Here is a 23,867-nt window from a genome sequence, read left to right as displayed (position 1 = left end):
GTGGGCCGTTCGCGTTGTCAGTAGTACTCCTGGATGATCGGCGGCGGTGGCAGGTGCCGATGCCGCGCGACCCGCACCTCCCACTGGCTGCGCCGACGTCGCGCCTCGCGGTCCGCCGAGCTGCGGTGGTAGGTCTCCGGTGGTCGCGCCAGCCCGTAGATGTCTCCCCACCACTCCCCCGGCTTCGGATCGAGAATCGTGTCGAGGTGGGCGGGGTAGCGGCGGCCGGCGCCGTCGTGGACGTCCTCCCGGTCGGCCATCGGTTGGACGATCCGGCCGTCCTGGTCCACCACCACCAGGTAGAGCCCGGCCGCACCGAGCAGGCGCTCCAGCACGGCCAGACTCGGCGTCAGACTGCCGGCCTCGACCTTGCCCACGGTCGATGGTGCGACCTTGGCGAACCGGGCCATCTGGCGTTGACCCAGCCCCTTCATCCGGCGGGCCCGACGGACGAGGCCGGTGATCGGGAACCGCCCGAGGGTCGGGCCCGGTGGCGTAGGAGGATCGAGTGCGGAAGCCATCCGACCACGATTCTCGGCCGGAATCGCTCACTCAACCCCTGTGGATAAACCTGTGGAGAACCGGCTCATCCGGGGGTGTGCCGCACCTCGCGCGCGTCCTTTGCTCTGCTTCAACGGGCGCAACAGTTTCAGGCTCTGACTGTTGCCTCCGCTGAAGCAGAGCAAAGGATGTCAGGGGCACGCCTGGGGCCCGGACACCCAAAAGGGCAGGGACACGCAAAAGGGCATGGACACCCAAAAGGGCAGAGGCGCCCAAGGGGGCAGGAAGTAACCAGAAAGGGCAGGGCCGCGCAACGGCAGTCGGCAGAGGCAGCCGGAGGAGCGTTCGCTCAGTAGCGCTGGCGGAGCAGACCGGCGGCCTCGACCGCCCAGTAGGTGAGGATGATCTGCGCGCCGGCCCGCTTGATCGAGGTGAGCGTCTCCATCATCACCCGCTCCCGGTCGATCCAGCCGTTCGCGGCGGCGGCCTCGACAGTCGCGTACTCGCCGGAGACCTGGTATGCGGCGACCGGGACGTCCACCGCGGCCCGGACCGCCGACACCACGTCCAGGTAGGGCAGCGCCGGCTTGACCATCACCATGTCGGCGCCCTCGGCGACGTCGAGCGCCACCTCGCGCAGCGACTCGCGCAGGTTCGCCGGGTCCTGCTGGTAACTGCGCCGGTCGCCCTCCAGCGCCGACTCCACCGCGTCCCGGAACGGGCCGAAGAACGCCGAGGCGTACTTCACCGCGTACGCCAGCACCGCCACGTTCTGGTGCCCGGCGGCGTCGAGCGCCCGGCGTACCACGCCGACCTGACCGTCCATCATCCCGGACGGCCCGACCACGTCGACCCCGGCGGCGGCCTGCGCCACCGCCATCTCGGCGTACGCGGCCAGGGTGGCGTCGTTGTCGACATCGCCGTCGGCGGCGAGCACCCCGCAGTGCCCGTGCGAGGTGAACTCGTCCAGGCACAGGTCACTCATGACGACGGTGCTGCCGCCCACCTCGGAGACCACGTCGCGGATGGCGACGTTCAGGATGCCGTCCGGGTCGATGCCGCCGGACCCGGTCGGGTCACGCCGTTCGGGCACCCCGAAGAGCATGATCCCGCCGACGCCGGCCTGGACCGCCTCGGCGGCCGCCTTGCGCAGCGAGTCCCGGGAGTGCTGAAGCACCCCCGGGAGCGACGCGATGGCCCGCGGCTCGGACAACCCTTCCTTGACGAACATCGGCACGATCAGCTCGGCCGGGTCGACCCGGGTCTCGGACACCAGCCGGCGGATCGCCGGGGTGCGGCGCAGGCGGCGAGGCCGGATCTCGGGGTACGACATGGAAGGGTCCTCCTGAACGACGACTACCGGAAGCGCAGGGCGGTCGGCCCCTGCACCTTCGAGCCACGACGCTGCTTGGCCGGCATGGCGGCCAGCTTCTCGCGCAGCTCGACGGCGTAGGCGGCGAGCGCCTCCACCAGGTCGGGCACCGAGGCGTGCGGCGGCTGGACGTCGACCCGAAGGCCGAACTCCGTCGCGGTCTCCGCCGTCTTGGGCCCAATCACGGCAACAACCGTGCGCGCGTGCGGCTTCCCGGCGATACCGACGAGGTTCCGCACGGTCGACGAAGACGTGAAGAGCACCGCGTCGAACCCGCCCGACTTGATCGCGTCCCGGATCTCGGCCGGCGGCGGCGCAGCCCGCACCGTCCGGTACGCGGTCACGTCGTCGACCTCCCAGCCGCGCTCGGTAAGCCCGGCGGCGAGCGTCTCGGTGGCGATGTCGGCGCGCGGCAGCAGCACCCGGCCGACCGGGTCGAGGATCTCGTCGTGCGGCGAGAACTCGGCCAGCAGCCCTTCGGAGGACTGTTCCCCGGCGGGGAGCAGCTCCGGCTGGATGCCGAACGCGCGGACCGCGTCCGCGGTCGCCTCGCCGATACAGGCGATCTTGACCCCGCCGAAGTGCCGGGCGTCCAGGCCGTGCTCGGCGAACTTCTCCCAGACCGCGCGTACGGCGTTGACCGAGGTGAAGATCACCCAGGCGTACCGGCCGTCGACAAGGCCCTTGACCGCCCGCTCCATCTGGGCCGGGGTGCGCGGCGGCTCGACCGCGATGGTCGGCACCTCGCACGGGATCGCTCCGTACGCCCGCAGCCGGGCACTCATCGCACCGGCCTGCTCCTTGGTACGGGGTACCAGCACCTTCCAGCCGTACAGCGGGCGGTTCTCCCACCAGCTCAGCTTGTCGCGCTGCCCGACCCCGACCCCGACGGTGAGCACCACCCGGCCGGTGAAGCCGAGCGCGGCGGCCACGAAGCTGTCCACGGTCGACGTGGTCGTGTACTGGGTCTCGCCGGTGCCGTCGCCGGTCACCCCGACGCCGGTGGTGCCGTCGACGCCGGCGGCCAGCAGCCCGTCCCGGACGGCGGCGAGGTCACCGGCGTCCACGGCGAGCGCGAGCGAACCCCGGCCGACGGCGGCGGCCAGCGCCTCGAAGTCCAGCACGCTGACGTCCTCGACGTCGGCGGCGGTACGTACGCCCGGCAGCGGAACCCCCGCGTAGGTGGCCACGCCCTCGGCCTGGCCGACGCCGGGCACCACCTCGAAGTGGGCGGCGGTACGGGCCACGGCCTGCACCTCCTTGACCACCGAGTCGTGGCCGAACGGGTCGCCGGCGACCAGGTGCACCGCGTTCAGCCCGGACCGGGCCGCGGAGATCAACACCTTCGCCACGTCTCCCGGCGCACCTTCGGCCGGGGTGAACTCGGCGTCGTCCCTGGCCTCGGCCCGGACGGCGGCGAGCAGCGACTCCGGGACTCCCCGGTCGTAGATCACCTGGTCGGCGTCGACCAGGGCGTCGTGCGCCCTGCGGGTCAGCAGACCTGGGTCGCCGGGGCCCGCCCCGACAAACGCGATACGGCCGACGGGCTTACGGGTGCGGGTCATTCTGTGCTCCCAAATTGCTGGGTCCCCGGGCCGGTGTGTCCTTCGTGGCCGAGGATCGAGTCGGCGCCGAGTTCGAGGAGTTCGGCGGCGAGTGCCTTACCGATCTCCGCTGCGTCGGCGGGCGTTCCGGTGCGGGACAGCCGGAGGTCACGAGTGCCGTCCGGACTGATCACCGCCCCGCGCAGGTAGATCTCATCACCGGTCTCGCCTTCGGCAAGCTCGGCGTAGGCGGCGACGGGTGCGCTGCACCCGGCCTCCAGGGTTGCCAGAAACGCACGTTCCGCAGTGACCGCGGAGCGTGACGGTGCGTGGTCGAGCATTCCGAGCAGCTCGACCAGGTCCTGGTCGTCGACCCGGCACTCCACGGCCAGCGCGCCCTGGGCGGGCGCGGGCAGCATCAGCATCGGGTCCAGCGTCTCGGTGATCACGTCGACCCGACCGATCCGGGCCAGCCCGGCCCGGGCCAGGACGACGGCGTCGAGGTCGGCGTCGGGGCCGATCACCCGTGCCAGGCGGGTGTCGATGTTGCCGCGGATCGGGGTGACCTCCAGTTGCAGGCCGAGCGCCTGCAACTGGGCGATACGACGCAGCGCGCCGGTGCCCACCGTGGCGCCGGACGGCAGCTCGGCGAGCGTCCGGCGGTCGCGGGCGACCAGCGCGTCCCGAGGATCCTGCCGCGCCGGGACCGCCGCGATGTGCAGCCCGCCCGCGGCGGCGGTGGGCAGGTCCTTGTACGAGTGCACTGCGAAGTCGATCGTCCCGGCGGTCAGCGCGTCGCGCAGCGCGGAGACGAACACTCCGACGCCGAGCCGGTGCACCGGCGCGCTGGAGCGGTCGCCCGCGGTGACCACCTCGACCAGCTCGACCGGGCGGCCGGTGGCGGCGGTCACCGCCTCGGCGACGTGGCCGGACTGGGCCATGGCCAGGGTGCTGCCCCGGGTGCCGAGGCGCAGGGGGGCGGTCAACGCGCACCTCCGGTGGGTGGGGTCGGTTCGGTGGCGTCGGTGCCGGACACCGGGGCGGTGTCCGGGAGCGTCATGCCGAGGTCGGGAGTCAGCACGTCCGGGACGGTGTCGACCGGCGAGGTCTGCGGCACCTCGAGGTCGAACAGCTCACGCAGCAGCGCCGCGTACTGGTCACCACCGGGCTCGGCGGCGAGCTGGCGGACCTTGACGGTGGGTTGGTGCAGCAGCCGTTGCACCACCCGGTGCACCGTACGGGCCACCTCGGCGCGCAGGTCGTCGCCGAGGTCGGGGCGGCGCTGGGCCAGGCGGCGCAGCTCGGCGGCGACGACGTCGTCGGCGCGACCCCGCAGCGCCGCCACGGTGGGCGCCACGTCGGCGCCGCGCAGCCAGGTGAGGAAGCCCTCCACCTCGCCGAGCACGATCCGTTCGACGGCGGCGGCATCCGCTGCGGCCGGGCCGTCGGCGAGCAGTGCCGCCATCCGGTCGATGTCGATCACCTCGACGCCGGGCAGGTCGGCGACGCCCTCCTCGACGTCGCGCGGAACGGCCAGGTCGAGCAGGACCAGCGGACCCCGGGCCGGGTCACGCTCGGCGAGCGCGGCGGTGACCACCGCCCGGGTGAGGACCGGCTCGGTGGACGCGGTGGCGGCCACTACGATGTCCACTGTGGAGAGCGTGGCGGCCAGCTCGGTCATCGGCGCGGCACTCGCCCCGTACGACTCGGCGAGCCGGACGGCCCGGTCGGCGCCCCGGTTGGTGACCGTGAGCGGCCCCGCACCCAGCCGGGACAGCGTGGCCACCCCGAGCGAACCCATCGCGCCGGCCCCGATCACCAGGGCCGGGTGGCCGACGAGGTCGCCGTCGAGGTGCCCGGCCGCCAGCTCCAGCGCGGCGGTCACCACACTCTGGCCGGCCCGGTCGATGCCGGTCTCGGCGTGGGCCCGCTTGCCGACGCGCAGCGCCTGCTGCATCAGCTCGTGCAGCAGGCGGCCGGCGGAGTCGGCGCCGGTGGCCCAGTGGTACGCGTCACGCAGTTGGCCGAGGATCTGCGCCTCGCCCACGACCATCGAGTCCAGCCCGGTGGCGACGCGGAAGACGTGGTCCACGGCGGCGGTGTCGTAGTGGACGTACAGGTGGCTGGCGAGCGCCGCCGGAGTGCTGTCGGCCTGCTCGGCCAGTACGGCGCAGATGTCGCCGAGCCCACCGTGGAAACCGGACACGGCGGCGTAGATCTCCACGCGGTTGCAGGTGGAGACGATCGCCGCCTCGCTCAGGTACGGCTGTGCGACCAGGCGGTCCAGGGTGCGGGTGAGGTCGGCGGGGGGCACGGCCAGCTGCTCCAGCGTGGCGACCGGGGCGGTCCGGTAGGACGCGCCGACGACGAGCAGTTTCACGTGCCGATCGCCTCCTGGGTGTCGGTGGCCGCGAGCCCGCCGGGCAGGGCGGTGAGAGCGGACCCGCCGGTGGCGGGCAGCGCGGTCAGCGACGCCTTACGGTGCTCGTGGAAGGACAGGATCTGCAGCTCGATGGCGAGGTCGACCTTGCGCACGTCGACCCCCTCCGGGACAGAGAGTACGCAGGGCGCGAAGTTGAGGATGCTCGTCACGCCGACCGCGACCAGCTGATCGGCGACCCGCTGGGCGGCGGGGGCCGGGGTGGCGATCACGCCGATCGCGATGGACTCCTCCGCGGCGACCGCGGGCAGCTCGTCGACATGCCGGACAACCAGGCCGTTGATCTCTTCACCGACCCGGGAGGGATCGGCGTCGAGCAGTGCGGCGATCCGGAAGCCCCGGCTGGCGAACCCGTCGTAGCCGGCCAGAGCGTGACCGAGATTACCCACGCCGACCAGGGCCACCGCGCGACGCTGAGTGAGCCCGAGCACGTACTCGATCTGCTCGATCAGCAGCGCGACGTCGTAGCCGACGCCCCGTGTGCCGTACGAACCGAGGTGGGAGAGGTCTTTGCGGAGCTTGGCGGAATTGACCCCCGCGGCCGCCGAGAGACCTTCACTGGAGATCGTTTCGTGCCCTGCGTCGGCGAGATTGTGCAACGCGCGCAGGTATTCCGGGAGCCGAGCGACGGTCGCCTCGGGAAGATCCGGGAGCGCCGGTACGCCACCGGCGCGGCCGGGCGCACCTGACTGACGGTGCTGACTCATGAGACTCCGTGCGGTGCGATCCTCGGCCAACTCCGCTGGTCGGCCGCTTATGGACTCCCGCTGGCGACCGAGGTTGCCGGCTGTGCTAGCAGGGCGCGTCGGAACTAGAGAGTAGGCGCTTGTGAAGACGTGCACAAATCGCGATCTTGCCGCTCCGGGACACGACCCCACCTGCCACTCCATTCCACAAGATCGATTGAGCACTCACCGCCCGCGCGATTATTGCTCAATCCCGACTTCTCTGACCAATCCCGCGCCCGACCGAGCCCACGCCTGCCCCCGCCCCGCGATCTTGCACTTTCTGTCGCCGCATAAGGCGCACGTCAGGGCAGATCGTCAACAGCAATTGCAAGATCGGCGCGGAGAAGAGGCGGGGAGCGCGGGGGTGGGGGCAGCACTACCGGGGAGAGACCGGGCTTCGGGATGGGGGGCGGGGCGGCGACTGCCTAGCCTTTCTGCCATGACCGCCGTTGCCGCCACCAGCGACCGACACCCGCTGGCACGGAGTATTCCCCGCCAACTCTTCGTCGACTCCGGGTACGTGCTGCTCGGCCTCCCTCTGGCGGTGGCCAGCTTCGTCGTGCTCCTGGTCGGCCTCTCGCTCGGCATCGGCCTGATGGTCACCGTGATCGGCCTGCCGATCCTCAGCGGCACCCTGTACGCCGCACGCGGGATGGCCGACATCGAGCGCCTGCGACTGCCCGCCGTGCTCCGGCAGCCCCGGGTGCGACCGCGCTACCGGCTGCCGGAGCCGGGCGCGAACGCCTGGCGGCGGATCTTCCTGCCGATGCGTGACGCACAGTCCTGGCTCGACCTGGCGCATGGACTCCTGCGGTTGATCGTGGCACTGGTCACCTTCGGGGTGACCATGGCCTGGTGGGCCGCCACGATCGTGGAATCGCTCTACTGGACGTACGACTGGGCTCTGCCCCGCCCGTCCGAAGGCAACCAGGATCTGACGCAACTCCTCGGCCTGGGCGACTCGACCACCGCCCGGATCGGGCTGAACACCGCGATCGGGGTGTTCTTCCTCATCACGCTGCCGATCGTGGTCCGGGGCTGTGCGCTGCTCCAGGCCAGCTTCGCCAAGGCCCTGCTGACCGGTGTGGCCGAGATGCGGGACCGGATCACCGTGCTGGAGGAGCAGAAGCGGGCTGCGGTCTCCGCCGAGGCGTCCGCGCTGCGCCGGCTGGAGCGCGACATCCACGACGGGCCGCAGCAGCGCCTGGTCCGCCTGGCGATGGACCTCAGCCGAGCCCGGATGCAGCTCGCCTCCGACCCGGAGGAGGCCGGACGGACCATCGACGAGGCGGTGACCCAGACCCGGGAGACGCTTGCCGAACTGCGGGCGCTGTCCCGGGGCATCGCCCCACCGATCCTGGTGGACCGAGGTCTGCCCAGCGCACTGGCCGCGCTCGCCGGTCGCGGGCTCATCCCCATCGAGCTTCAGGTCGACCAGCAGCTCGGTACGCGGGACGGTCGACTCGACCCGGCGGTGGAGAACACCGCGTACTTCGTGGTGGCCGAGGCACTGACCAACATCGCCAAGCACAGTCGGGCCACCGAGGCCATGGTCGTCGTGGCCCGTCAGGGCACCCACCTCCAGGTGCGGGTGGGCGACGACGGGCAGGGTGGCGCGCACCTGGCCAAGGGCCACGGGCTGGCCGGCATCGCCGACCGCATCCGGGCGGCCGGCGGTGAGCTGACCGTGGTCAGCCCGAACGGCGGCCCCACCGAGATCCGCGCCGACCTGCCGCTGTGAACACACCGGAAGGCCGCCCCGACGTGGTAGACACCACAGCCATGCGCATCGTGATCGCTGACGACGCCGTCCTGCTCCGGGAGGGGCTGGTACGGCTGCTGACCGAGAGCGGGCACCAGGTGGTGGCCGCCGTCGGGGACGGTGACGCACTCGTCCAGGCGGTGGTCGAGCACCGGCCCGACGTGTCGATCGTCGACGTGCGGATGCCGCCGACCCACACCGACGAGGGGCTGCGGGCGGCGGTGCAGGCGCGCCAACTGGTGCCGCGTACGCCGATCCTGGTGCTCTCCCAGTACGTCGAGGTGTCGTACGCCGATGATCTGCTCGCCACCACCGGCGGCGCCGGCGGCGGCGGGATCGGCTACCTGCTCAAGGACCGGGTGGCGGCGATCGACGAGTTCCTGGACGCGCTGCGCCGGGTGGCGGCCGGCGGCACGGTGCTCGACCCGGAGGTGGTCGGCCAGCTCTTCGCCCGACGCCGCCGCGACGACCCGCTGCGCGAGTTGACGCCGCGTGAGCGGGAGGTGCTCGCGCTGATGGCCGAGGGTCGGTCGAACACGGCCATCGCCCGAGCGCTGGTGGTCAGCGACGGTGCGGTGGAGAAGCACGTGCGCAACATCTTCACCAAGCTCACCCTCCCGCCGGACACCGAGCAGCACCGGCGGGTGCTGGCGGTCCTCACCTACCTGCGGAACTGACCTCCCGGGCGGCCAGGGCCACCGCGTCGGTGAGCGTGTCCGCCACCGGGTGACCGGAGGCACGCAGCCGGGCCGGGTCGGTGAACCCCCCGGTGTAGAGCACCGCCCGGCCGCCGACGGCGAGGGCCGCGTCCGCGTCGTCGATCGAGTCGCCGATCAGCACGACAGTGCTCCCGTCCACGCCCAGCTCGGCGAGGTGCCGCCGCAGCGACTCGGCCTTGCGGTCGCCGCCGACCGTGGCCCGCAGCCCGTCGACCCGGGTGAAGTGCCCGGTCAACCCGTACGTGTGCACGGTGGGCACCAGCTCCTCGTGGAACCACATGGAGAGCAGGCTCTGGCTGCCCTTCCAGGCGGCCATCGCGGTCCGCGCGTCGGCGGCCAGTTCGCAGGTGGTCAATCCGCTGCGGTACGCCTGGTGGAAGATCTGGTCCAGCCGGCCGAAGGCGTCGTCGTCCACGGCCTGCCCGAGCACCTCGGCGTAGTAGTCGGCGATCGGCCGGCGGAACCGCGTCCGGTGCTCCTCGGCGGTGACTGTCGGCCCGCCCACGCTGGCGAACGCCGCGTTGGTGGCGGCCACCACCAGGCTGAGGTCGTTGAGCAGGGTGCCGTTCCAGTCCCAGACCAGGTGGGGGTGCGCAATGGTCATCCGAGCACCCTAGGCCCTCAGAGCTGGGGCGTGGTCAGGTCCCGCAGCAGCCGGTCCTCCTCCACCCGCCAGTAGCCGTGCTCCTTGCCGTCGAGCATCACCACCGGCAGTCGGTCCCCGTACTCGCGTTCCAGCCCCTCGTCGCCGGTGACGTCCCACTCGACCCACTTGTCGCCGGTGACCGCCACCACCCGGTCGAGCGCTGCCTTGGCGTCGTCGCACAGGTGGCAGCCGGGTCGGGTGATCAGGGCGAGCCGGGCGTCAGTGGCCATCGGGTACCTCCGTGCGGGCGTCGTCGGCGGGTGCGGGCGGGCCGGCCGGGGTCGCCGGCCGGAGCTGGGTCTTTCGTACCTTGCCGATCGCCGAGTGGGGCAGTGCGTCGACGAACTCGACGGCGGTCGGGCACTTGAACCGGGCCAGGTTCCGTGCGCAGTGTGCGAGCAGTTCCTCGCCGGTGACCGGCCGCCCCGGCGCCGGCACCACGTACGCCCGCACAGTCTCGCCGGTTCGCGGGTGCGGCACACCCAGTACCGCCGACTCGGCCACCCCGGGGTGCCCGGCGAGCACCAGCTCGACCTCGTGCGGATAGACGTTGAAGCCGTTCACCAGGATCAGCTCGCCGAGCCGGTCGACGAGGAAGAGGTCACCGTCGGCGTCGGCGTACGCGATGTCGCCGGTACCCCACCAGCCGTCGGCGTCCGGGCCGTCGCGGCCGTCCGGCCAGTAGCCGTCGAAGAGGTTGGGGCCGCGTACGACGATCTGCCCCGGGTCGGTGCCCGGTGCGACGTCGGAGATGTCCATCTCGTCCGCGTCGTCGTCGGGGACCGCCTGCCCGTCGCGCCACAGGACCTCGGAGTCCGGCCCGACCAGGCGCAGCTCGACGCCGGGCAGCGGTCGACCGATCGAGCCGGCCTTGGCCGTCGGACCGACCAGCGTGGAGGTGAGCACCGGCGCGGTCTCGGTCAGGCCGTACCCGACGTGCACCGGGTGGCCGGTCGCCGCGGTGAAGCGCGCCGCGACAGCGGGTTCCAGCGGTGCCGCGCCGCACACGGCCACCCGCACGGACGCGGTCGCCGCGCGGACCGCGTCGGCGTCGGCCCAGGCGAGGAACATCGACGGTACGCCGACCAGCACGCTGACCTGGTGCCGGGCGATCTCGGCGAGCCCCGCCGTCGGGTCCGGGTCGTCGAGCAGGACGCCCTCGGCGCCGTGCTGGACGACCGCGCCGAGCCCGGAGTTGAGCCCGTACGCGTGGAACAGCGGCAGGGCCAGCAGCACCCTGTCGTCCGGGCCGACCACCGGCGGCTCGACCGCGTCCACCTGTTCGTGGTTGGCCAGCAGCGCGTGGTGGGAGAGCATCGCGCCCTTCGGGCGGCCCTCGGTGCCGGACGTGTAGAGCAGTACGGCGAGGTCGTCGCCACCCCGGTGTGGGCGGAGGCTCGGCTCGGGCTGCGCGGCGCTCGGCGGGGTGGCGTGCACGGCGGTGAGCGCCGGCAGGTCGACGGCCACCTCGGCGACGAGGCCGCGGACCCGCTCGGTGCCGATCAGCAGCGATGCCCCGGAGTCGGCCAGGACGTGGCGCAGCTCCGGGGCGGTGAAGCCGGGATTGACCGGCACCGCGACCAGCCCGGCCCGCAGCGCGCCGAGCCAGCCGATCACGAAGTCGAGGGTGTTCGGCAGCGCGATCGCGACTCGCGGCGGCGTGGCGTCCGGTTCGGTGGGTGGCACGGCGGCGGCCAGGCCGTACGCGGCGGCGGTCACGGCGGTGTCCAGTTCGGACCAGCTGACGCACCGGTCCCGCCAGTGCAGCGCGGGCCGGTCGCCGTGGTCGAGAGCCGCCCGGCGGACACGGTCGGCGAGGTTCGGCGGCGAGTCTGCCGGGGAGTCCTGCACGGTGGTCGAGTCTGGCACAGCGGCGGTCGACTGGCCACGTCCGACGGTGGTGTGCGACGGCCCGTCCGGCGTCCCGTCAACGGGACACTTTCCGTGCCGTCGATGATCCGGTCCAGTCCGGCTGATGGGACGACCGGAGCGCTCGACGGGCGGTTGGGACGGCTCGGCCCAGCGGGCGGCGCGCACCCCTCGACCGCTCGGTCGAATTGCCCTCCGACCTGGGCATCCATCCTGGAACACCGGTTCGGTCGAAAGTCAAACGCACACGACGGACAACCGGTCCGCCACCGGTGCGACACGGCGGGAAATACTTCCGCCCTGTGTAACGGACTTGCCACGCGCGGGTGACGTTGGCCCTATTATCACTCGGGTCGGCTCACCCCATTTGCCGTGAGTCGACACCCCTCAGCCCGAGGAGGCCCCCGTGCCTGTCAGCGCATTGGACCAGCACCTCAAGGGGAACTGCCGCCCGTCGGCACACCCCGGAACAGTCCTGCCCGACCGGTTGCCCGGTCGGTCCGCACCGACGACCCGCAAACCGGCGCGTCCGGCGACCACCGGGACGGGGGCTGCGCGGTGACCACCTTCGGATACGCGGAACGCCCCGTCGGCCTGACCGGCCAGACGCCCCGCTCGCAGGTCAACGAACGCCCGGCGACACGCGCGCCACTGGGTGACCCGCACGCCGCGATGCGCAGCGAGGGCCCTGCCCAGCGGACCCGCAACCGCCCGCACACCAACGAGCCTCCACCGAGACCGGCGGTGCCCGGTGGCAACGCGATGCCGGCCGGTGGACGTGTCGCCGCACCGACCCGACCGACGATGCCCTCGCAGGGGCGTCGGGCCGGCGACGCACCGGCGGCGACCACCGACCCGGCGGCGGGCGAGACGGCGGTGATCCCGGCGGTCCCGGCCGCCACCCCGACCACCCCGACCACCCCGACGGGCTATCCGAGCCGACCGGACCCGTCCGACCCGGCCACCGAGGTCTGGACGCTCGTCGAGCGGGCGCAGGCCGGCGAGTCCGAGGCGTTCGGTCTCATCTACGACAGGTACGTGGACACCGTCTTCCGGTTCGTCTACTTCCGGGTCGGCAACCGCCAACTGGCCGAGGACCTGACGTCGGACACGTTCCTGCGCGCCCTCAAGCGGATCGGCAGCTTCACCTGGCAGGGCCGCGATCTCGGCGCCTGGCTGGTGACCATCGCCCGCAACCTGGTCGCCGACCACTTCAAGTCCGGCCGGTACCGGCTGGAGGTCACCACCGGGGACGTGCTCGACGCCGACCGTGAGGATCGGGGGCCCGAGGGCAGCCCGGAAGCCGCGGTGGTCGAACACATCACCAACGTCGCCCTGCTCACCGCCGTCAAGCAGCTCAACCCGGAGCAGCAGGAGTGCATCGTGCTCCGGTTCCTGCAGGGCTTCTCGGTGGCCGAGACGGCGCGGGCCATGGGCAAGAACGAGGGTGCCATCAAGGCTCTGCAATATCGGGCGGTCCGTGCGCTGGCACGGCTGCTGCCCGATGGCTTCCAGCCCTGATCCGCTGACGGGCCGGCGTGGGTGATCACTGTCTGCGCAGCTCAGGGCGGCTCTCACTTGGTGACGCCGATCACTTTCTGTGATTTTCGCCCCGCCCGGCCCGTAACCCGTGCACGGTCCGCCGCGTTTCTCCGGGTGCGACCGGTGGATGTCCCGGCAGGCCCGGGGCACCGAGGTCCGCCCGGCACGCCGGACGGCGCCTCACCTCCGTGGTGTCACAACGCCGCCCGGTCGCTGGAGACTTCGGCGGCCGACCGGCCGTGACCAGCGAGAGGAGGTGCCTGCGGTGGATAACAACCTCTTCTCCCGTCGGCGCGCCGAGCGCTTCGCGCAACTTCTCGACGAGGCCAACGGCGGCCGGCGACACCATGTGCGGTCCCGGGTGGACAGTCAACTGACGCCGCTCGTCGCGGTGGGCCAGCGACTCTGCGTCGATCCCCCCAGGGTCGAGGTGAGTCCCGACTTCCGCACCGGCCTGCGGGCGATGCTGCTCGCCACGGCCGAACGCGAGGGAATCGGCACCGCCCCGGCGACGGCCGAGCCGGCCGCCTCGCGTCCCGCGGTCACGAGCCGTGGTTCGCTGCTGCCGGCGGTCACCGCCCGACGGGCCCGCGCCCGGGGAGCGATCCTGGTCGGCATCGCCGCCGGGGCCATCGCCGTCTCCGGCATCTCCGCCGCCAGCGAGAACGCCGTCCCCGGCGATGCGCTGTACGGCATGAAGCGGTCCACCGAGCGGGCCCAGCTCGCCCTGGCCAGCTCGGACATCAGCCGCGGCCAGCTCTTCCTGGACTTCGCCCGGACCCGACTCGGCGAGGCCGCCGAGCTGCGGGGTGACCGCATCGGTTACAGCGCCGTCCTCGACGACATGGACGCCGACACCCGCCAGGGCATTCGCCTGCTCACCGCCGCCGCCGTGCAGCGGGGCGAGCCGGCCAGCCTGGACACCGTCAACACGTTCGTCAGCAGTCAGCGCCGGGCGGTGAGCAACCTGCTCGACGGCGCCGACCGGGCCGACCGGGAACGGACCCGGCGGTCGCTGGCCCTGCTGGACAGCATCCGGGAACGCTCGGACTCGGTACGCGCCGCCATCGCGTGCGGCCTGCCGGCACCGACCGGCAGCGACACGCTCGGGCCCACCCCGACCACCTGCCCCGGCGCGCGCTGACCGCCACGCGGGACCGCACCACCGACCGGCCGCGGCGCAGTTTCCTGTGCCCGGCCGGTCGAGCGTGTGCTCCGGTTACCCTCGCTGGAGGCATCGTCGTAGCTGCGGAGGGAGGGAACGTCGCGTGGCGCGCAGCCGCAAGGTGACGGTCAGCACCGACGCACGGGGGCACACCGCCGGTTGGGCGGAGACCGAACTGGCGTCGGTGACCCCGCCCGCACCGGACCCGACCGCCGCCGCTTTCTTCGACGTCGACAACACGATGATGCAGGGCGCGTCGATCTACTGGTTCGCCCGGGGACTTGCCGCCCGGAACTACTTCACGACGGCCGACCTGGCCCGTTTCGCCTGGCAGCAGCTCCGTTTCCGGCTGCTCGCCCGCGAGCACGCGGGTGACATGTCCCAGGCGAAGGACGCCGCGCTGGCCTTCGTCGAGGGGTGGCGGGTGGACGACGTGGAACGACTCTCGGAAGAGATCTTCGACGAGCTGATGGCACCCCGGATCTGGGTCGGCACCCGCCAGCTCGCCCAACGCCACCTGGACGCCGGCCAACGCGTGTGGCTGGTCAGCGCCGCCCCGGTGGAGATCGGTCGGGTGATCGCCGCCCGACTCGGCCTGACGGGCGCGATCGGCACGGTCGCGGAGGTGCGGGCGGGGGCGTACACCGGGCGGTTGGTGGGTGACCTCATGCACGGGCCCGCGAAGGCCGAGGCCGTCACCCAGCTCGCCGCCGTGGAGGGGCTGGATCTGCGGCGCTGCGCGGCGTACAGCGACTCGTCCAACGACCTGCCGCTGCTCTCCACGGTGGGTCGGGCGGTGGCGGTGAACCCGGACGGCAACCTGCTGCGGCAGGCCCGCCAGCAGGGCTGGGAGGTCCGGGACTTCCGCACCGGCCGACGGGCCGTCAAGATCGCCGTACCGTCGACGGCGGCGGCCGGTCTCGTCGCCGGCGCGGTCACCGCCGGCCTGGCCCTCCAGCGTCGTCGCCGCGCCGGCTGACTCAGGGGCCGAACGGGTCAGGTCGCCGTTCGAGCAGCGTGTGCAGGGTCTGCTGGATGGTCTCCCGCACCTGGTCGGCGAGGTTGAAGACGACCAGCGGGTCGTCCGCCGAGTCGGTCAGGTGGGCGGTGGGGATCGGCGGGCAGAACTCGATCAGCCACTTGCTGGGCAGCGGCACCATGCCCAGCGGCCCGAGCCAGGGGAAGGTCGGCGTGACCGGGAAGTACGGCAGCTTGAGCAGTCGCGCGAGGGGCTTGATGTCGGCGAGCATCGGGTAGATCTCCTCGCCGCCGACGATGGCGACCGGAACGATCGGGGTGCCCGTCCGCAGCGCCGCCGACACGAAACCACCCCGGCCGAACCGTTGCAGCTTGTACCGGTCGGCGTAGAGCTTGCCGATGCCCTTGAACCCCTCGGGGAACACACCGACCAGGTCGCCACCGCCGAGCAGCCGCTCGGCGTCCGGGTTGCAGGCCACCGTGCCGCCGGTCTTGCGCGCGATCTCCGACACCACCGGCATCCGGAACACGAGGTCGGCGCCGAGCAGGCGCAGGTAGCGGTGCGCCGGGTGCTTGTCGTGCAGGGCCGCCGACAGGATCAACGCGTCCAGCGCCACGGTGCCCGAGTGGTTACCGACGACCAGGGCGGGCCCCTTGACGGGTACGTTCTCCACCCCGCTGACCTCGGTCCGGAACCAGTCCCGGTAGAGCAGCCGCAGCAGCGGATGGAAGACCGCGTCGGTCAGCTCCGGGTCGAAGCCGAACTCGTCGACCTCGTAGTCCCCGGCCAACCGTCGGCGCAGGAACGCCAACCCGTTCGCCACCCGGCGGTCCCACTGGTCTCCGGGCCGATCCGCCACCGCCGGACCGGTGCCACCACCGGAAGCCGGCGTGCTTGCGCCGTTCGGCTCGTCGGTCGCGGTGCTGTGGACCCCGCCGGCGGCCGTATCCGCCGGACCGTCGGTCGGCGTGTCGACCTCGTCGCCGGCCGTCGCGGCGGGCGCGAGGCGGGCCGCCGGGCGGTGGCCGTTGCGCCGCGCCGGCTCCGCGTCCGGCGCGGGCGGAACCGGCGGTACGTCGAAACGCCCGATCCCCTGCGGATCGTGGCCCTGTCCGGTCACGACGTCCGCTCCCGCACCGCGGCACGGACCTGTCGAATGCCGTCCAGGACCAACTGCTCGGCCACCGCCAACTGACCTCGGCTGAGCACCGCCCCACCGTGGTGGGCGCGGATGAAGTCCTCGAACGCCTCGGCCGTGGAGCGGGGAGTGAAGCCGTACTCCTGCTCGAGACGCGTGGTGTCGACGACCCGACCGTGCACGAAGAGATCGACCTGGTCCAGGCCGTAGCGGCCGAACCCCATGGTGCGGGCCAGCGCCGCGGCGCTGGAGAGACCCGGTTCGAGCACCGGCACGGCCACCCGGCCGGCCCGCCGGATCGCCTGGGACAGCGACAGCACTCCCGGACCGGCGACGTTGTAGGTGCCCGGATGGTCCTGGACGATCGACCGGTGCAGCACCTCCAACGCGTCGTCGAAGTGCAGGAACTGCAGGCGGGGGTCGCGGCCGAAGACGGTCGGCACGAACGGCTGCGCGAAGTAGCGCGTCAGGGTCGTGTCGGCGGTGGAGCCAATGAACGGGGCGAAGCGCAGCACCGTCGCGGTCACGTCGGGTCGCCGGCGGCGGAAGCCACGGACGTACCCCTCGACATCGAGGATGTCGCGGCCGAAACCGCCGCGCGGCACTTCGCGCGGCTCGGTCTCCTCGGTGAACACCGCCGGGTCGCGGAACGACACCCCGTACGCGGCGGTCGACGACCGGACCACGAGCTTGCGCAGCCGGGGCGCCCGCTGGCAGGCGGCGAGCAACTGCATGGTGCCGATGACGTTCTGATCCTTCATGGCCGACCGGCCACCGTGCTGCGGGTCGGGGGAACTCATCAACGCGAGGTGGACCACCGCGTCGACGTCCAGGTCGGCGAGGAGCCCACCGAGCGAACCCGGGTCGACGCGGATGCGCTCGACCCGATCCAGCAGATCGGTGAGCTCGGCGGCCGGCTCCGGCGCGTCCACGCCGATGACCCGTTCGATGCGCGGGTCGGCCGCCAACCGGGCCGCAACGTGGGCGCCCAGGTAACGACCGACTCCGGTGACGACGACGACCCCCGGCGCACCTGTGGTGCTACCGGGGGTCATCTGACGCACCTACGCCGACAGGCCGGATCGAGCCGGGACGACCACGGCCTGATCACCTGAGCCTCCGGAGATCGACAGTTAGGCAAGTGACGCCGAGTTGCCGGGCGAACGCCCGGCGACGGTCACTTGCCGAGACGGCGACGCTGGACGCGGGTCTTGCGCAGCAGCTTGCGGTGCTTCTTCTTAGCCATGCGCTTACGGCGCTTCTTGACCACCGAGCCCATACGACAGCCTTTCGATACAACGTGCGGGGCGGGCCGGATGACACCACGCAGGTGGCGACGGCGACCGCATGCGGACAACGGACCGGACCGGTCTGGGCGGCGGGGCGCACCGGTGGGGTCTCGATCGCGCTCCAGGGTAGCCGGAGAGCGTCAGCAGGACCAACGCGCCCCCGCCCATGCCGCCTAGCGGGTGTCCGATCGGCCGATCGGTGGCTCAGGCGGTTTCCTGAAAAGCGCCCCGCAGATATTCGTGCACCGCGTGCTCGGGCACCCGGAACGACCGGCCCACCCGGACCGCGGTGAGCTCACCGCTGTGCACGAGGCGATAGACGGTCATCTTCGACACCCGCATGACCGTCGCCACCTCCGCGACGGTCAGGAACTTGACCTCCGACAGCCGTCCGTCGGACTGCGACCCGGCCATGGCTCACCGACCCATCCCATGCCCGGCGCGTGCCAACCCGACGGATGCTCCGGGCCGGGCGGCGACGCGCGTGTTACCAGTACGGTAGCGGGACGGCTGTGACCGGCGCGATCCCTTCGTACAACTGATCATGTTTCGGTGGCTCGTTCACCCGATCCGGCCTGCCGTTATCTCCCCGGCTGCGTCCGCCGTCCGATTGCTCACTCGGCGCGCAGCGCCACCACCGGATCGAGTCGGCCCGCACGCTGCGCGGGGACCACACCGAAGACGATGCCCACCGCCGCCGACACACCGAAGGCAAGCGCCAACGACCACCAGGTGATCGCCGCGGGGATCGGTGACAGCGCGTCCACCAGCAGGGCGGTCCCCACACCCAACGCCATCCCGGTCAACCCACCGATGGTGGTGAGCAGCACCGCCTCCAGCAGGAACTGCACGCCGATGTCGCGGGGTCGAGCGCCGACCGCCTTGCGCAGCCCGATCTCGCGGGTCCGCTCGCGGACGCTGACCAGCATGATGTTGGAGACGCCGACGCCGCCGACGAGCAGGGAGATGCCGGCGATTGCGGCGAGCACGCCGGTGAGCACGCCGAGGATGTCGCCGAGCACGCCGAGGATCTGCTGCTGCGTGACCGCACTGAACTCGGTGTCCGGGTGTCGGCGGTTGAGTTCGGCGACGATGCGCTCGCCCAACTCGTCGATCCGCTCGCGGTCGGGCGCCTTGACCGCGATGCCGTCCACCCGCTGGGTGCCCCAGAGGCGCTGCGCGGCGGTCACCGGTACGTGCACCTCGTCGTCCCGGTCGACGCCGAGACTCTGCCCGAGGGGCGCGAACACGCCGATGACCCGGAATCGAACGCCGGCGAGGGTCACCTGCTGACCGAGGGGATCGCGGTCGGGGAACAGCGCGCGTGCCACCGAGTCGCCGAGCACCGCGACGCGCCGGCTGGTGTCCACGTCCGTGCCGGTGAGGTAGCGCCCCCGGGCCAGCGTCCGGGTGAACACCGTCGGCGTGGTCTCCAGCACGCCCTGGACGGTGGTGAAGTCGGAGCGCGCGCCGGCCCGTGCGGTCGCCCCCGAGGCGACGGTGACCGCGACCCGCTGGGGATCGCCGACGACGCGGGACACCGCCTCGGCGTCCTTGAGCGTCAACGGGGAGACCACCGGCGCGGTGCCCACCTCGATCTTGCCGGGAACGACCAGCAGCAGGTTGGAGCCGAGCCCTTCGACCTGTTGCTCGACCTTCTGCTTGGTGCCGGTGCCGATGGCGACCAGCAGCACCACCGACGCCACCCCGATGATCACACCGAGCATGGTGAGCGAGCTGCGCAGCCGGTTGGCGCGCAGGGCGTCCAGCGCGACCCGCCACGCCTCGGCGACCCTCACGCCACACCGTCCCCGGGCTCACGCGTGTCGACCTCCGCGCCGCGCGGGCCGGGCTCACGCATGTCGGCCTTTGCACGGCGCGGGTCGGGCTCACGCATGTCGACCTCCGCGCGGTGCGGGTCGGGCTCGTGCGGAAGGCGTCCGGTGGCTCCGGCGGCGCCACCGGAGCCACCGGACGGGTGCCCCGGGCCGTTTCCGGACACGGACCGGGGCTCCGCGCTGGGAGCGGGGACCAGTGTCTCAGGTCGACCGTGGTCGACGGACGGCGGTCGATCATGACGTTCGGCGGCGCTGTCCGCCACCACCACACCGTCGCGCATGGTGATGCGACGCGCGGCCCGCGCCGCCACCTCCTGGTCGTGGGTGACCATCACCAACGCCACACCGGACTCCGCGTTCAACCGCTCCAACAGTTCCAGGACCGCCGCGCCGGTCACACTGTCCAGATTGCCGGTCGGCTCGTCGGCCAGCAGCACGGTCGGCTCGGTGACCAGCGCGCGGGCGATGGCGACCCGCTGCTGCTCGCCACCGGACATCTGGTTGGGCCGGTGGTCCAGCCGGTGCCCGAGACCGACGCGGCCCAGCATGGCCGCAGCCCGCTCCCGGCGCTGCCGGGCCGACATCCCCCGGTAGACCAGCGGCAACGCCACGTTCTCCACCGCCGAGGTACGCGGCAGCAGGTGGAAGGCCTGGAAGACGAAGCCGATCGTCTCGTTGCGCAGGGCGGCCATCTCCGGCGGGGAGAGGGCATTGACGTCCCGCCCGCCGAGCACCAACCGGCCGCCGGTCGGCCGGTCCAGGCCGCCCAGCAGGTGCATGAGCGTGGACTTGCCGGAGCCGGACGGGCCGACCAGCGCCACGTAGTCGCCCGGCCGCACGGTCAACGACACCCCGCGCAGCGCCTCGACCGACACCCCGTCGAGCTGGTAGGTGCGGGACACGTCGACAGCCTCGATGGCCGGCGGCGTGTCGCTCACCGGACTTCCTGGCCGTCGCGTACCTGGTCGGTGCCGCGTACCACGATCCGGTCGCCGGCCTGCACCCCGTTGAGGATCTGCACCAGGTCGGCCCCCTGGACACCCACGGTCACGGCCGCCCGGTCGGCCTTTCCGTCGCGGACCACCCAGACGGCGTCCCGGCCGTCGGCCGAGAAGACCGCCGAGGCCGGGACGGTCACCGCGTCGGCGGCCTCGCGTACGCGCAGGTGCACGATCGCGTTCATGCCGGGGCGGGGCGTCGGGGCCGGCTCGTCCTCGGCCAGCTTCCCCGCGCCCAGCGCGAGGCGTACCCGGTAGGTGACGCCACCCTGCGCGGAGCTGGTGGGGAGCACGTCGACCGAACGCACCGTGGCGTCGTAGCTGGCACCGGTGACGGCGTCCAGCTCGACGGTGGCGGTCACGCCGGGCTTGACCAGCAGCACATCGGTCTCGTCCACGTCGGCGAGCAGGCCGAGCTGCCCGGTGTCCACGACGGTCAGCACCGGCGTGCCGGCGGTGACCTGAGCGCCGACCACGACGGCGTCGTCGACCCCGGCCGGCGGGCCGGCCGGTGCGGGAGCCAGCGCGGACGGGTCGATCCCGGCGCCACCGGCCTGCTCCAACAGCCCGGCCAGACCGCCGCTGGCGCCGCCGCCGGCCCGGGTGCCACCCGGCTGCACCACTCCGCCGATCGGGGCGCGCAGGGTCAGCGCGTCGACTGTCGCCTTGGCCAGGTCGTACGCCTGCTGGGCCTGGAGCCGTTGGGCCGCGGACAACGAGCTGACGGCGGAGTTCAGCCCGCTGATCCCCCGCTGCACAGCCCGGACTGCCGCATCGGCGCTGCGCGCGGCGGCGGCGTACTGCCGCTGGGCGGACGTCACCTGGGCCAGCAGCGCGTCCCGTAGCTGCTGGTCGGCGATCTTCTCGGCGGCCTTGCGGGCGGCGTCGAACGCCTCGTCGGCAGCCTTGTCGGTGCCCCGCCGACTGCTGGACAGGTTGCCGGTGGAGACGCCCCGGCCGGCGCGCTTGGCCGCGTCCAGCGCCTCCTTCGCCTGCCGCAGGCGGGCCTGGGCCGACGGGGACGCGACCACGGCGAGCACCTGACCGCGCTTCACCCGTTGTCCAGGCTGGACACGCAGGCTGGCGAGGGTGCCGTCGGCGGGTGCGGTGAGGCTGGCGGCGGCGCGGGCCGTCACCGTCGCCGGAGCGTCGATCACCTCGCTGACCGGGTTACGGGCGGCCGAGGCGAGCGCCACCGGCGGTTGGTCGTCACCGCAGGACGCGGCGGTGGTGGCGGTGAGGACGGCGACGGCGGTCAGGGCGATGAGCAGGCGGGGCCGCGTGGCGCTTGCGGGCCTGAGCAGGTCGGGGCGGCGCACCCATCGATGGTACGGCGCACCGTCACGTCGGCCGTGCCGCACCCGCCGTCCCCGGCAGGCACCCACCCGACGCGGTCTGCGGCCCTCAGGCGGCGGTCGCGCGGATGTACGCCACGCACTCGTCGTGCAGCGTCGACCACTCCTCACCGAACGCCTCGTCGGCGGCGGCGGCGAGCGTCGTGCGGTCGTGCACCACGGCCTTGAAGAAGGTCAGCAGCCGCTCCGGCCCGAACCGGTCGACGAGGTGGCGGACGGCGAGGTAGCCGACGCCGTAGCTGCCGCCGACCCGCTCGGCGGGTGCGTCGTCGGCGGGGGTGACGCCCTCCAACCGGCCGTCCCAGCTGCTCCCGACCAGTTTGCGTACCTCCGCGAGCCCCTCGTACCTGTCGACCGGCTGACCGCCCGAGCCGGCGAACTCGGCCAGCCCCTCGACCAGCCACCAGGTCGTCTTGCCCGGGTATCCGCGCTCGGGCAGTGAGGCGGCGTGGGTCAGCTCGTGCCGGAGCAGGTCGTCGGTGCCGCTGCTGGCCAGCCCGTCGGCGTTGAGCACGACCTCGTGGTGGCCACCGCCCACGGTCACCGCGTAGCCGCCCGTCCACTGTGGGCGCCCACCGCCGTACCAGCGTTGCCACTCGGTACGGCCGGCGTAGAAGATCCGGTAGCGGTCCGGGGGCGAGCCTGTCACGACGTACGTGTCGGCGACCTTGGCCGCGGTCTCGGCCTGGGCCGACAGGGCGGGCAGCTTGCCGCGCAGCGCCGGTGTGGTGGCGACGATGGTCCGCGCGCCCACCTTCACGACCAGGTCGCTGATCTCCCACGGTCGGGTGCCGGTCTCGGCGGACTTGGACTCCTCGACGGCGACCAGTCGGGGCGCGTCACCGTTCTCCCGCCAGCGGGTGCCGATCAGCACCGGGCTCGGCCGGCAGTCGGCCGCCACGAAGCAGTACTGGAAGCGCACCAGCAGCCGCCACTCCCCCGGCCTGCCGACGACCGGCACGGGCAGGCCGCTCGGCTCGGCCCGCCAGACGGTCACCTTGAGGGCCCGCAACGCGGCGAATCGACGCCGCAGGTCGGCGTGCGCGGCCGGGTCGGCGATGGCGAGGAAGGCGGAGCGGTCGCCGCCGAGCAACGCCGCAGACTGCTGCCGGAGCTGCGCGGCCATCCGGTCGGACAGCCCCCGGGCGACGGCGGTGGCCGGGTCGTCGGCGGCGGTGACACCGGCCCGGCTGAGCGTGGCCCGGCCGCCGGCCTCGCGGACGGCACCGACCACCAGCAGCGCCGGAAGGCCACAGCCCAGAACCACGACGACAACGACGAGTACGGTCCACAGCGGCCAGAGCCGCCGCGGTGCTGGCTGCTGCACCCCGTCAGTCACCCGCCGAAGGGTACGACCAAACACCGGATCGGGCGAGGCCGACCCGGGCCGATCGGGTCGGTTCAGGCTCCGCGGGCCGGCCAGGAGCGGAATGCCACGTCCAGGCCGGCGACCATCTGGTGGTACGAGCGGTCGACCTCGCGGGGCAACCCGAAGCCACCGGCGGCCTCCAGGGCGACGAAGCCGTGCAGGGCGCTGCGCACCGCCCGGGTCGCGTCCACCGCGTCGTCGCCGGTGAGCCCGTAGCCGCGCAGCACGGCGAAGATGGCGCCGACCGCGCGTTCACCCGCCTCGACGTGTTCGGGGTCGGACGGGTCGGGCACCCGCTGGGTGGTCGGGTAGCGCCCGGGGTGCCGGCGGGCGTACGACCGGTAGGCGTCCGCCATCGCCCGCAGGGCGTCGCCGCCGGCCCGTCCGGCGGCGGCCGTGGTCAGCTCGGTGGCCAGCTCGGCGGTGGCGAGCGCGGAGAGCTTCTGGCTCAGCGCGTCCGCCCCCCGGATGTGCTTGTAGAGGCTGGGCAGCGCGACACCGAGCCGGCTGGCGAGCGCGGCGAGGGTGAGCTGCTGGTAGCCGACCTCGTCGGCGAGCCGGGCGGCTTCGCGTACCACGGTCTGCTGGTTGAGCCCGGCCCTAGGCACCGGCA

General features: G+C 72.8%; 22 protein-coding genes and 1 pseudogene. 5 read left to right on the top strand and 18 right to left on the bottom strand.

The features are described 5' to 3' along the window. Positions 1–17 precede the first annotated feature (17 nt). From ABZU91_RS25055 to ABZU91_RS25030, 6 genes are all read right to left on the bottom strand, one after another. Positions 18–521 carry a helix-turn-helix transcriptional regulator gene (locus ABZU91_RS25055; protein WP_355245022.1) on the bottom strand — a complete coding sequence of 168 codons (504 nt, stop codon included), beginning with the start codon at positions 519–521 and terminating at the stop codon, positions 18–20. 329 nt (positions 522–850) lie between these two features. Then, entirely contained in the window at positions 851–1,834 is a 984-nt protein-coding gene (gene hemB, locus ABZU91_RS25050) for a porphobilinogen synthase (protein ID WP_355245019.1), read from the bottom strand. 23 nt (positions 1,835–1,857) lie between these two features. Next, positions 1,858–3,438 (bottom strand): uroporphyrinogen-III synthase, encoded by a 1,581-nt coding sequence (locus ABZU91_RS25045; RefSeq protein ID WP_355245016.1) that lies wholly within the window; start codon positions 3,436–3,438, stop codon positions 1,858–1,860. Then, on the bottom strand, positions 3,435–4,403 hold the full coding sequence (gene hemC / locus ABZU91_RS25040) for a hydroxymethylbilane synthase (RefSeq protein WP_355245013.1): 969 nt from the start codon (positions 4,401–4,403) through the stop codon (positions 3,435–3,437). Before hemC ends, ABZU91_RS25045 begins: the two co-directional genes overlap by 4 nt. Beyond that, positions 4,400–5,797 (bottom strand): glutamyl-tRNA reductase, encoded by a 1,398-nt coding sequence (locus ABZU91_RS25035; protein ID WP_355245010.1) that lies wholly within the window; start codon positions 5,795–5,797, stop codon positions 4,400–4,402. Before ABZU91_RS25035 ends, hemC begins: the two co-directional genes overlap by 4 nt. After that, positions 5,794–6,564 (bottom strand): redox-sensing transcriptional repressor Rex, encoded by a 771-nt coding sequence (locus ABZU91_RS25030; protein WP_355245007.1) that lies wholly within the window; start codon positions 6,562–6,564, stop codon positions 5,794–5,796. The genes ABZU91_RS25035 and ABZU91_RS25030 overlap by 4 nt, the downstream gene beginning before the upstream one ends. 460 nt (positions 6,565–7,024) lie before the next feature. Here ABZU91_RS25030 and ABZU91_RS25025 point away from each other — a divergent pair, with 460 nt between their 5' ends. Together ABZU91_RS25025 and ABZU91_RS25020 are read left to right on the top strand one after the other, a co-directional pair. Next, positions 7,025–8,326 carry a sensor histidine kinase gene (locus ABZU91_RS25025; protein ID WP_355245004.1) on the top strand — a complete coding sequence of 434 codons (1,302 nt, stop codon included), beginning with the start codon at positions 7,025–7,027 and terminating at the stop codon, positions 8,324–8,326. 41 nt (positions 8,327–8,367) lie between these two features. Next, positions 8,368–9,024, top strand: coding sequence for a response regulator transcription factor (locus ABZU91_RS25020; protein WP_355245001.1), 657 nt, complete (start codon positions 8,368–8,370; stop codon positions 9,022–9,024). Here ABZU91_RS25020 and ABZU91_RS25015 read toward each other — a convergent pair. Genes ABZU91_RS25015 through ABZU91_RS25005 form a run of 3 tightly spaced genes read right to left on the bottom strand, consistent with a single transcriptional unit; the run spans position 9,005 to position 11,563 of the window. Further along, positions 9,005–9,670 (bottom strand): HAD hydrolase-like protein, encoded by a 666-nt coding sequence (locus ABZU91_RS25015; protein WP_355244998.1) that lies wholly within the window; start codon positions 9,668–9,670, stop codon positions 9,005–9,007. The genes ABZU91_RS25020 and ABZU91_RS25015 overlap by 20 nt on opposite strands. A 17-nt stretch (positions 9,671–9,687) precedes the next feature. Continuing rightward, entirely contained in the window at positions 9,688–9,942 is a 255-nt protein-coding gene (locus tag ABZU91_RS25010; RefSeq protein ID WP_030329740.1) for a glutaredoxin family protein, read from the bottom strand. After that, positions 9,932–11,563: an AMP-binding protein gene (locus tag ABZU91_RS25005; RefSeq protein WP_355244995.1), complete on the bottom strand. Its 1,632-nt coding sequence runs from the start codon at positions 11,561–11,563 to the stop codon at positions 9,932–9,934. Before ABZU91_RS25005 ends, ABZU91_RS25010 begins: the two co-directional genes overlap by 11 nt. A 576-nt stretch (positions 11,564–12,139) precedes the next feature. Here ABZU91_RS25005 and ABZU91_RS25000 point away from each other — a divergent pair. The 3 genes from ABZU91_RS25000 to ABZU91_RS24990 all read left to right on the top strand — a co-directional run bounded on the left by ABZU91_RS25000 (position 12,140) and on the right by ABZU91_RS24990 (position 15,267). Beyond that, a complete protein-coding gene (locus tag ABZU91_RS25000) occupies positions 12,140–13,102 on the top strand; it encodes an ECF subfamily RNA polymerase sigma factor, BldN family (RefSeq protein ID WP_355244992.1) in 963 nt (320 codons plus the stop codon). A 286-nt stretch (positions 13,103–13,388) separates the two neighbouring features. Continuing rightward, on the top strand, positions 13,389–14,267 hold the full coding sequence (locus ABZU91_RS24995; protein ID WP_355244989.1) for a DUF5667 domain-containing protein: 879 nt from the start codon (positions 13,389–13,391) through the stop codon (positions 14,265–14,267). Between the two features lie 124 nt (positions 14,268–14,391). Then, the gene (locus ABZU91_RS24990; RefSeq protein ID WP_355244987.1) at positions 14,392–15,267 is read left to right on the top strand and encodes an HAD-IB family hydrolase; all 876 of its coding nucleotides are present in this window, start codon (positions 14,392–14,394) and stop codon (positions 15,265–15,267) included. Position 15,268: 1 nt separating this feature from the next. Here the strand turns inward: ABZU91_RS24990 and ABZU91_RS24985 are convergent, their stop codons facing one another. The 9 genes and pseudogenes from ABZU91_RS24985 to ABZU91_RS24945 form a co-directional block, all read right to left on the bottom strand. Further along, positions 15,269–16,126, bottom strand: coding sequence for a lysophospholipid acyltransferase family protein (locus ABZU91_RS24985; protein ID WP_355245142.1), 858 nt, complete (start codon positions 16,124–16,126; stop codon positions 15,269–15,271). Positions 16,127–16,383: 257 nt separating this feature from the next. Beyond that, complete coding sequence (locus tag ABZU91_RS24980) at positions 16,384–17,460, bottom strand: NAD-dependent epimerase/dehydratase family protein (RefSeq protein ID WP_355244984.1); 1,077 nt, start codon at positions 17,458–17,460, stop codon at positions 16,384–16,386. Positions 17,461–17,582: 122 nt separating this feature from the next. Then, positions 17,583–17,684 carry an AURKAIP1/COX24 domain-containing protein gene (locus ABZU91_RS24975; protein ID WP_007465623.1) on the bottom strand — a complete coding sequence of 34 codons (102 nt, stop codon included), beginning with the start codon at positions 17,682–17,684 and terminating at the stop codon, positions 17,583–17,585. A 214-nt stretch (positions 17,685–17,898) separates the two neighbouring features. Next, a complete protein-coding gene (locus ABZU91_RS24970) occupies positions 17,899–18,108 on the bottom strand; it encodes a helix-turn-helix domain-containing protein (RefSeq protein ID WP_007465625.1) in 210 nt (69 codons plus the stop codon). Positions 18,109–18,308: 200 nt separating this feature from the next. Next, complete coding sequence (locus ABZU91_RS24965; protein ID WP_355244980.1) at positions 18,309–19,493, bottom strand: ABC transporter permease; 1,185 nt, start codon at positions 19,491–19,493, stop codon at positions 18,309–18,311. Between the two features lie 137 nt (positions 19,494–19,630). Next, positions 19,631–20,470 (bottom strand): annotated as a pseudogene (locus tag ABZU91_RS24960) (ABC transporter ATP-binding protein); the annotation flags it as partial. Next, positions 20,467–21,849, bottom strand: coding sequence for an efflux RND transporter periplasmic adaptor subunit (locus tag ABZU91_RS24955; protein ID WP_355244977.1), 1,383 nt, complete (start codon positions 21,847–21,849; stop codon positions 20,467–20,469). The gene ABZU91_RS24955 and the pseudogene ABZU91_RS24960, both read right to left, overlap by 4 nt. Before the next feature lie 85 nt (positions 21,850–21,934). Continuing rightward, positions 21,935–23,224 (bottom strand): hypothetical protein, encoded by a 1,290-nt coding sequence (locus tag ABZU91_RS24950; protein WP_355244974.1) that lies wholly within the window; start codon positions 23,222–23,224, stop codon positions 21,935–21,937. 62 nt (positions 23,225–23,286) lie between these two features. After that, a complete protein-coding gene (locus ABZU91_RS24945; RefSeq protein WP_355244971.1) occupies positions 23,287–23,862 on the bottom strand; it encodes a WHG domain-containing protein in 576 nt (191 codons plus the stop codon). Between the last annotated feature and the right edge of the window lie 5 nt (positions 23,863–23,867).

The sequence above is a fragment of the Micromonospora sp. NPDC005174 genome (assembly GCF_040608495.1).
Lineage (GTDB): Bacteria > Actinomycetota > Actinomycetes > Mycobacteriales > Micromonosporaceae > Micromonospora.
Note: the sequence above shows the minus strand (reverse complement) of the source record. Positions and strands in the feature narration are given on the sequence as shown.

What these genes read in the sequence shown, in the direction of transcription:
- ABZU91_RS25030 (WP_355245007.1), bottom strand. Translation starts at nt 6,564, where the DNA reads ATGAGTCAGCACCGTCAGTCAGGTGCGCCCGGCCGCGCCGGTGGCGTA.
- ABZU91_RS25045 (WP_355245016.1), bottom strand. Translation starts at nt 3,438, where the DNA reads ATGACCCGCACCCGTAAGCCCGTCGGCCGTATCGCGTTTGTCGGGGCG.
- hemB (WP_355245019.1), bottom strand. Translation starts at nt 1,834, where the DNA reads ATGTCGTACCCCGAGATCCGGCCTCGCCGCCTGCGCCGCACCCCGGCG.
- ABZU91_RS25015 (WP_355244998.1), bottom strand. Translation starts at nt 9,670, where the DNA reads ATGACCATTGCGCACCCCCACCTGGTCTGGGACTGGAACGGCACCCTG.
- ABZU91_RS25020 (WP_355245001.1), top strand. Translation starts at nt 8,368, where the DNA reads ATGCGCATCGTGATCGCTGACGACGCCGTCCTGCTCCGGGAGGGGCTG.
- ABZU91_RS25010 (WP_030329740.1), bottom strand. Translation starts at nt 9,942, where the DNA reads ATGGCCACTGACGCCCGGCTCGCCCTGATCACCCGACCCGGCTGCCAC.
- ABZU91_RS24975 (WP_007465623.1), bottom strand. Translation starts at nt 17,684, where the DNA reads ATGGGCTCGGTGGTCAAGAAGCGCCGTAAGCGCATGGCTAAGAAGAAG.
- ABZU91_RS25025 (WP_355245004.1), top strand. Translation starts at nt 7,025, where the DNA reads ATGACCGCCGTTGCCGCCACCAGCGACCGACACCCGCTGGCACGGAGT.
- ABZU91_RS24970 (WP_007465625.1), bottom strand. Translation starts at nt 18,108, where the DNA reads ATGGCCGGGTCGCAGTCCGACGGACGGCTGTCGGAGGTCAAGTTCCTG.
- ABZU91_RS25055 (WP_355245022.1), bottom strand. Translation starts at nt 521, where the DNA reads ATGGCTTCCGCACTCGATCCTCCTACGCCACCGGGCCCGACCCTCGGG.
- ABZU91_RS24980 (WP_355244984.1), bottom strand. Translation starts at nt 17,460, where the DNA reads ATGACCCCCGGTAGCACCACAGGTGCGCCGGGGGTCGTCGTCGTCACC.